Annotated in this window: 4 protein-coding genes and 1 pseudogene; all 5 read left to right on the top strand. The window is 58.9% G+C overall.

Annotated elements, in window-relative coordinates; translation table 11 throughout:
• Positions 1–350 (top strand): annotated as a pseudogene (locus ACPT9U_RS16925) (hypothetical protein); the annotation flags it as partial.
• 87 nt (positions 351–437) lie between these two features.
• Positions 438–1,607, top strand: coding sequence for an ADP-ribosylglycohydrolase family protein (locus ACPT9U_RS16920; protein ID WP_435751806.1), 1,170 nt, complete (start codon positions 438–440; stop codon positions 1,605–1,607).
• 47 nt (positions 1,608–1,654) lie between these two features.
• Complete coding sequence (locus ACPT9U_RS16915) at positions 1,655–4,303, top strand: PD-(D/E)XK nuclease family protein (protein ID WP_435751805.1); 2,649 nt, start codon at positions 1,655–1,657, stop codon at positions 4,301–4,303.
• The gene (locus ACPT9U_RS16910) at positions 4,300–7,530 is read left to right on the top strand and encodes a UvrD-helicase domain-containing protein (RefSeq protein WP_435751804.1); all 3,231 of its coding nucleotides are present in this window, start codon (positions 4,300–4,302) and stop codon (positions 7,528–7,530) included. Before ACPT9U_RS16915 ends, ACPT9U_RS16910 begins: the two co-directional genes overlap by 4 nt.
• Before the next feature lie 202 nt (positions 7,531–7,732).
• Entirely contained in the window at positions 7,733–8,020 is a 288-nt protein-coding gene (locus tag ACPT9U_RS16905; RefSeq protein ID WP_435751803.1) for a hypothetical protein, read from the top strand.
• The last annotated feature ends 50 nt before the right edge of the window (positions 8,021–8,070 follow it).

The raw sequence follows: 8,070 nt of genomic DNA, 5'->3' as shown, positions 1-8,070 counted from the left end.
TGAGAGGGTTCACAAGATGGCTGCATAACCTATTGAACGTGAACCACTTTTTCGGCAAATTTCAGAAAGGCCATGTCATTCGAGTGCGATGGCCCTGGGCAGCAATGCTGCCCGTCGAGGAACGAGCCTCCTTTCCCGTCACTGCCATCCCCGAGCACGCCCTGGTTGGTCACGACGGCGGAAAGCCGGTATTTGTCGGCCACTACTGGCTCACCTGTGCCCCAGCGCTTCTGTCGGACAAGGTGGCCTGCGTTGACTACAGCGTAGCCAAAGGCGGAAAGCTGGTCGCCTACCGCTGGGATGGTGAGTCGACGCTTGATGCGAGCAAGCTTCACTGGGTCCGGCCGTGAGCATGCTTATCAAGAGCACGTCTGGCTGCTACTCCTGCTGCACGCCTATGCAGCGTGCCTGATACCCGAAAAGACAGGAAGTTTCTGATGACAAGAACAGAGATCCGAGGGCAGTTTCAGAGACGCGTTCCTTCAGCGGCCGTTCGAGAACGCTACCAGGGCTGCCTGCTCGGCGGGGCCGTGGGTGATGCGCTCGGGGCGCCTGTTGAGTTCATGTCCCTGACGGACATCCGGCGGAGATTCGGTCAGCCAGGCATTAGCGATCTGATACCAGCTTACGGCAAGCTTGGGGCGATCACTGACGACACCCAGATGACGCTTTTCACCGCAGAAGGAGCGCTGCGGGCCTATGTCAGAGGTTCCCTGCGCGGCATTTGCAGTCCGCCGGGTGTGATCCGCAACGCCTACCTGCGCTGGCTCTACACCCAGAGCGACTATGAGCCGCATAACAGGGACGTCCTGCTCGACGGTTGGCTGATCACACAGAAGGAATTGTTCTCTCGCCGCTCGCCAGGTCGTACCTGTCTCGAAGCACTTCGCAGCTGCATCGCGAGCGGCCAAGCAGTCAGAAACGACAGCAAGGGCTGCGGCGGTGTGATGCGCGTGGCGCCAATCGGCATGCTGTTCCATGCACAAAGTCAGAGTAACCCGTCTGGTCCAGCCGAAAGCCTTCGCCGTGCCTTCGATCTTGGCTGTGAGGCTGCTGCGCTTACACATAAGCATCCTACGGGCTTCTTGACTGCCGGCGTGATGGCCGCCCTGGTGTTCGAAGTGCTTGATGGCGTCAGCTTGCTTGAAGCCATCGATCACGTGATCCCGCTGTTGAAGGAGCGAGATCGGCACGAAGAAACACTTGTGGCTCTGGACCGAGTGCAATTCTTGCACGCAGCACAGACCGCACCGGATGAGGCCATTCGGCAGCTTGGACAGGGCTGGATTGCCGAGGAGGCATTGGCGATAGGGATCTACTCTGCCTTACAAGCAACCGATTACGAAACCGGCGTCATAATAGCGGTCAATCACGATGGTGACAGCGATTCTACTGGCTTGATCGCAGGGCACCTGCTGGGCGCAATGCTGGGACGGTCCGCCATTCCAGAGCGTTGGCTGGCGCCTCTCGAACTGCGCGGCGTCATGGAGGACATGGCTGACGATCTTGCCACCGCCGTTAGTTGGAGGCTGGATCCGGATGAATGGGGCGATCCGGAGTCCCTTGCTGAGCAGGACTACTACACGCGGCGCTATCCCGGCAGCTGAGCGTCTCAGTTGCTGTCAGGACATCAAAGAAGAACAAGGAGACGCCCATGACAGGGCATTGCATCATCTTTGGCTATCACCTCGATGGGCAGCGAGCCACGCGCCCTGCTAACTCACTGGGTGTGTCGGTCGTCGGCCCCATGGGGTTCTTGAACATTCTCGAAACCCAGTTAGGACTCCTGGCTCTGCATCCGTCGCAGGCAGAGCGCATCGTCCAGTACCGGAATTGCCTGCAAGAGTTCGATGCTCCCGAGCGCTTCTATCATGCGAGCTTTGCGACCGACCCTCTCGGAACGGCAGCCTGCTTGCTCGAGTGGCGCGACCAATGGATGCTCCATGGATGGAACGGTGCTTTGGGCGCCGAGGCCCCCCAGCGGCTGCAGGATCTTGCCGATGTCGAAGACCTAGCCTGCGCATCCGTCGCGCCGAACGTCGGCCAGCGTTTGAAGCTTGTTCTGGATGCGATGCAGCGCCGGAAGCCGGGTATTGAGCGGGTGCAGATTGTGGAAGCGGTAGAAACACTGCCGATCCGCTGGCAGGCGATCTTCAGTGTATTGCCTGTGGTTGGCGCAGCGGAGCTGGATGGGGTAGGGCGAGGATTCTTAGGTGCCCTTCAAAAGAGACTCCGGACTGCCGTGTCCGGAGGGCAACTGCCCGGGCCACAATCCTCAAGACTATCCTGGCAGGACGATGGGTCCGTTGTTGTCGTCCAGGCCGAAACAACGACGCTGGCCAGCCACTGGTTGGCGACCCAGCTCGCCCAAGATGGATCAACGCTGCTGGTTTCCGGTGGAGATGGCGTACGGCTTGATGCCCACTTGTCCTCGGTGAAGCTGCCTCGACAAGGGTTCAAGGAGTCCAGCGCGTTCCGTCCTGCTTTGCAGGTCCTGCCCTTGGCGTTGGAGCTATTGTGGGAGCCCCTCAATTTCTACGCACTCGTGCAGTTTCTGACTCATCCGATCTGCCCAATCCCCCACTACGCCCGCCGTAGCCTCGCCGAAAAGGTAGCCGACGCTCCCGGGATTGGTGGCTTGCAATGGCAACGGGTCCTGGTCGACATCGGCACCCACTATGGTGATGAGAAGGCGCCGCAAGTCCGAGAACAGATCAGAGCTTGGATTGAGCATGATCGACATTCGTCAGAGCTTGGTGCGCCGCTGACTGCCGTCGTGGAGCGGGTCGAGCGAGTCGCCGAATTCTTCCGGCTGCGCCTCGGTGAAACGGATGCTGCCCGGCGTCTTGCCTTTAACGCAGCGTTCGGCCAGTGCAAAGCCTGTCTCGAGTCGCTGAAGGGGCTCCAAGGGCAGGGGGCAGACCACATCAGCCCGCGACAGCTGCAAAAGTTGGTTGCGCAAGCCACCGCCAATGGTTCAGACAATCCGCTCTGGCCTGCTGAGGTCGGCGCAGCGCTGGTCGTTACTAACCCGGCAGCGGTCTTTGAGCCCATCGAGCGTGTAATCTGGTCTCCTCTATCGATGCCGGTGTTGCCTGGGCGGGATCCCTGGTCGGGCGATGAGATCCGAGCACTTAAAGAGGCGGGCGTGGCATTGCCCGATGCGTCTGAGCGGCTCGACCGAGTTGCTGCAACGTGGCTGCGGCCCGTGATGGCGGCTGGCGAACAACTGGTCTTGGTACTTCCTCCGCCGGGAGACGAAGCGCATCCGATCTGGCAGATGGTCTGTGCGGTGGTCGATCAGCCCAAGGTTCTTTCCTTGGAAACGCTGCTCTCTGCTGGTGGTGCGGCTTTGCGCCCCGTTACGCCTGTGCCTCTTCCTGCGCCCAAGCGGTGGTGGCAGCTACCGGACGACGTGTCCGTGGCGTTGAGGCCAAAGGAGTCCTTTTCCAGCCTCGAAAAGCTGCTCTTCAATCCCTACCACTGGCTGCTGCAATATCCGGCCAGGCTACGCCCATCGCGTACCGTCAGTCTTGGCGGAGACTTCCGGACGTTCGGCAATTTGGCTCATGGGCTAGTCGAGCAGTTTTACTCGCACCCCGATGCGCTGACGATGTCAGTGTCCGTATTCGACAGCTGGTTTGCTGGCGCTTTCGATGCTCTGCTGGATCAGGAGGGCGCTTTGCTGCGAATGCCTGGGCGAGGTGCGGACCTGGCGGAGTTCCGCTATCGGCTCCACCAAGCCATGAGGAACCTGCGAGACCAAGTGGGTAAGGCCGGTATTGTTGAGGTGCAGCCGGAACGCGCGGTCGTGGGTCACTTTCCGGGTGGCGAGTTGGCGGGTTCGGCTGACCTCGTGATGAAGAACGCTCGGGGCGAACATGCCGTCGTTGATATGAAATGGTCCGGGAGCAAGAAATTCCCGCAAAAGCTCCGTGACAACTGCCATCTTCAGCTCGCCATCTACGCTGAACTCCTTCATCAGGAGCACGGCGCGTGGCCGTCGGTTGCCTACTATGTTCTCGACCGTGCTCGCCTTTTCGCCCCGGATGATCGCGTCTTTCCCAGCGCTGAAGTCGTTCCGTCTGCCGATGGCGAGAACACGGCGCAGCTTTGGCAACGGTTTCTCGCTACTTGGCGCTGGCGGGTGTTGCAAGTTCAGTCGGGTCGGTTCGAGGTCGTGCTTGATTCGATTCCGGTGACGGACGAGTCCGTAGCGCCTGAGGACGCAATGGGAACGGAAACACTGAATGCAGCGTACAACGACTACCGGACGCTTGCTGGCTGGGAGAATCGAGCATGACGTCCGAAATGAAAGCCCATATCACCTTCATCAGTGCCGGGGCCGGTAGCGGCAAGACGCATCGGTTGACCGAACTGCTGCACCGCGAGTTGACCGCTGGGGATGTACGCCCGTCGGGTGTCATCGCGACAACATTCACTAAGAAGGCGGCGACAGAGTTGCGGGAGCGGGTGCGCGGACATCTGCTTCAACAGGGAAGCTTCGGTCTCGCGAATGCCATGGGGCAAGCGCTGATCGGTACGGTCAACGGCGTGTGCGGTCAGCTTATCGCCCGCTTTGCGTTTGAGGCCGGCATCTCGACCGAGCAGCAGGTGTTGGAAGAGGCCCAGGCCACCCTCCTGCTGAGCCGGGCGATCGATGCGGTCCTGGATCCGCCGGCAATGAATCAGCTGCTCGGTCTGGTTCGCCGCCTGGGACTGGAGGATGACTGGAAGGATGCCTTGCAGTCTCTGGTCAACCAAATCCGTACCAACGACATCCCCCTTGCCAAGGTTCCCGGCTTTGCTAGGGCAAATGCAGACGACCTTCTAGGGCACTTTCCAAAGGCGACAAACCAGAACCTCGATGACGCTCTGCAGACTGCTATCCAGTCAGTTTTGCCGGCGATTCAGGCCGCCGCGGTGGCGGGTGGGAAGAAGAACACCAACGCCTACCTTGAGCTTATCAAGAGGTTTGCCCATAACCTTGCGCATCAGGCCGCGCCATGGAGCGACCGGGTCAAAGTTGCTAAAGAAGCGCCTGAAGTGGCGTTGCGCCAGACCATTGATCCGATTGCCGACTTGGCTGGGCGTGTCGCCGAGCATAGTGGGCTACATGCAGACCTGCGAAGTTATCTCGAACTCATCTTCGACCTTGCAGCCAAGGCCCTGGAGAACTATCAGTCCCTGAAGCAGGAACTCGGTGTTCTCGACTTTGCGGACCAGGAGCACCAGTTGCTTGGCCTGCTCGAACATCCTGACGTAAAGGCTGTGCTCGCCGACGAACTCGATCTCCTGATGGTTGATGAGTTTCAGGATACGAGCCCAATCCAGCTTGCACTCTTTCTGAAGTTGGCCCGCTTTGCCAAGAAGGTGTACTGGGTCGGTGACATCAAGCAGGCGATCTACGGATTCAGGGGTAGTGATACGGCGCTCATGCAGGCAGTTCTCAAAGCTTTGCCGGGTATGGGGGGCACTAAGGAAGTTCTGCCTTCATCCTGGCGGTCACGTCCCGAACTCGTAACGGCTGTAAATGCGGTTTTTACTCACGCGTTCGAAGATTCATTGCCGAAGGAAGAAGTCGAGCTCAAGCCAGAGCGCCAGGAGTCCTTAAGCAACGTAGCGCTGGCAAACTGGATTCTGGGCGGCAGGAATGCTGGCCTTGAAGCGTCCGCGTTGGCGTCCGGCGTACGCAAACTGGTCCATTCTGGCTACATCATCCACGACAAGAGCACCAAGGCACTTCGCCCAGTTCGCTTTGGCGATGTTGCAATCCTGTCGCGCTCCCATGAGGGGGTGAAGTCAATTGCGGCCGCCTTGTCCGCACAAGGCATTCCCGCCGCGACGTCTCAACCTGGTTTGCTGGCGACACCCGAAGCCACTTTGGCGCTGGCCTGCCTGCGACGTCTGAACGATCCCGGAGATACGGTTGCGACGGCTGAAATCGTTTCCTTGGCTGATTGCCTCGAGCCCGAAGTATGGGTGGCGGATCGGTTGAGGTATCTGGCGAAAGATGGTGAGGCCGATCATTGGCTCGAAAGGGCCGTCGAGGGGCATCCGTCCCACCCGGTGCTGGAAACGATCGCCGCATTGCGAGCCTCCTTACCGGTGCTTGCTCCGCGAGAAGCCCTGGCGACAGTGGTCGCCGCCTGCTCCCTACCTGACAAGGTCATCCGCTGGACGACAGATCCAGATCTTGTTCGTACTCGGCTCGCCAACTTGGAAGCCTTGATTCAACTTGCCGAACAGTACGAGGATCTTTGCCGCAGCAGTCAGCACGCAGCCACCATATCCGGTCTCATCCTTTGGCTTGGTGAGATCGCCGATAAGCAGCAAGACATGCTGGCCGAGCCGGCCATTGATGCGGTTAAGGTGATGACCCACCATGCTGCCAAGGGCCTTGAATGGCCAGTCGTTGTTCTCACGGACCTTGCGAAGGACGTTCAGGACAGGCTGTGGTCGATCTCCGCGCGATCGGGCGCGGACTTCGATGTCCAGAAGCCGCTGTCAGACCGATTCATCCGCTATTGGCCCTGGCCATTCGGCCTGCAACGAAAGATCGCTGTAGCGGACGAGATCGCGCTTACACCGATCGCCGAAGGTTTCAGAAAGTCAGCGGTCGAAGAGAACAAGCGCCTGCTCTATGTAAGCATGACCCGAGCTCGGGATCTCCTCGTGTTGGCGAGATCCAGCCGGAAGCTGACTGGAGAGTGGCTCGACTGCGTTGACGCACCGTGGCTACTCGGGGACGAGGGCGGTGATGTAGTGACGCTGCCATCAGGTGATTGCATTCCGGTGGAGCGATGGGCCCTCGACCCGGTGGAAGCGCCGGAAAGGTCGGAGCGAGGAGCGTCGGAGCTAATGTATTGGTTTGACGGCTTAGGAGACGTAGCGGACCGGTTGCCGCTCAGCTTCAACCCGTCTTCAGCTCTAAAGGATGCGGCGACTGTCCTTGAGAAATGCAGGGTCGGCGAGCGGATTCCCGTCGCGAGTGGTGCTGACATGAGCGTACTTGGAACGGCGGTCCATGCGTGTATTGCAGCGTCTTTCACCGACCAGCACCAGACGCTGACCGTGCGCGAAGTCGAGGACATCCTTGCTGGCTTCGAGGTACAGGCGTATCTCAACCCCGCCGCGGTGCTGCATCAGATCAATGCCCTTCATGACTGGGCCGCCAGCCGGTGGCCCAATGCGAAGCCTCATGCAGAGATTGCTGTGCAGAGCATGTTGCCATCAGGGCAGGTGCTCAATGGGCGAATCGATCTCCTGCTGGAGACCGATGAAGGGTGGGTCTTGATCGATCACAAGTCCAGTCAGTTGGCACCGGACCATTGGGATCAATTGGCCGGCGAGTACGGGGCTCAGATGATCGCTTACGCGGATGCAGTAGAGCGGGCGAGCGGAAGAAAAGTGGTTGAGCGTTGGCTATTTCTTCCAGTGGCTGGTGGTGCAGTTAGGATCAACTCACCATGTGTTGATTCCTCGCAAGATGCCATTAGAAGTTCTCAAGAGGGCGTAGTTGCTTCTTAGGGTTTCCCTACAGTCACCGCCAACCACTTGACCGACGTCTAGCTGCATTGCCAACTGCGATTCAGCGAGCTGACATAGCAATGGTCCTGCCCGCGCTGTTCTTCATTTCAAACGTCTAACGTACCCGTGCAGCCTGTCCTTCGATGGCTTGATTTCTCCTCCACGGACCGAGAGGACGTCCTCACTGAGCAACGAGATCGAGATGTACCGTAGATCTACACAATATAAGTATTTTCTTTCAGAGCTAAGACATGATGGGCGTACTGAAGGTCATATTACCTTTCTGCGACAAAGTCATATGAGTAAAGTTTACCTGATGAACAAAAATGCTCAGACCAGTGAACTGGAACGAGTGAAATGCAAAGATGAAAACAAGGAGCTCCAGCGATTGCTGGAACGCAATCCCCTTCTCCTTTCCGGGGAGCAAATCGACCCAGATAATCGTAAGCGCTCCACGAACCCCATCTTCCCCGGGCTCGCTACGCCGTGATCAACTGCTCAGCCTTGAGATTCCAGGGCAGGAGGGCCTCGAAGTGTTCG

Origin of the sequence: Thauera sp. AutoDN2 (assembly GCF_051280715.1) — a bacterium.
In the GTDB taxonomy this organism is placed as follows: domain Bacteria; phylum Pseudomonadota; class Gammaproteobacteria; order Burkholderiales; family Rhodocyclaceae; genus Thauera.
Note: the sequence above shows the minus strand (reverse complement) of the source record. Positions and strands in the feature narration are given on the sequence as shown.

Excerpts from the sequence above, each read along its gene's own strand:
- ACPT9U_RS16920 (WP_435751806.1), top strand. The coding sequence starts at position 438 with ATGACAAGAACAGAGATCCGAGGGCAGTTTCAGAGACGCGTTCCTTCA.
- ACPT9U_RS16915 (WP_435751805.1), top strand. The coding sequence starts at position 1,655 with ATGACAGGGCATTGCATCATCTTTGGCTATCACCTCGATGGGCAGCGA.
- ACPT9U_RS16910 (WP_435751804.1), top strand. The coding sequence starts at position 4,300 with ATGACGTCCGAAATGAAAGCCCATATCACCTTCATCAGTGCCGGGGCC.
- ACPT9U_RS16905 (WP_435751803.1), top strand. The coding sequence starts at position 7,733 with ATGTACCGTAGATCTACACAATATAAGTATTTTCTTTCAGAGCTAAGA.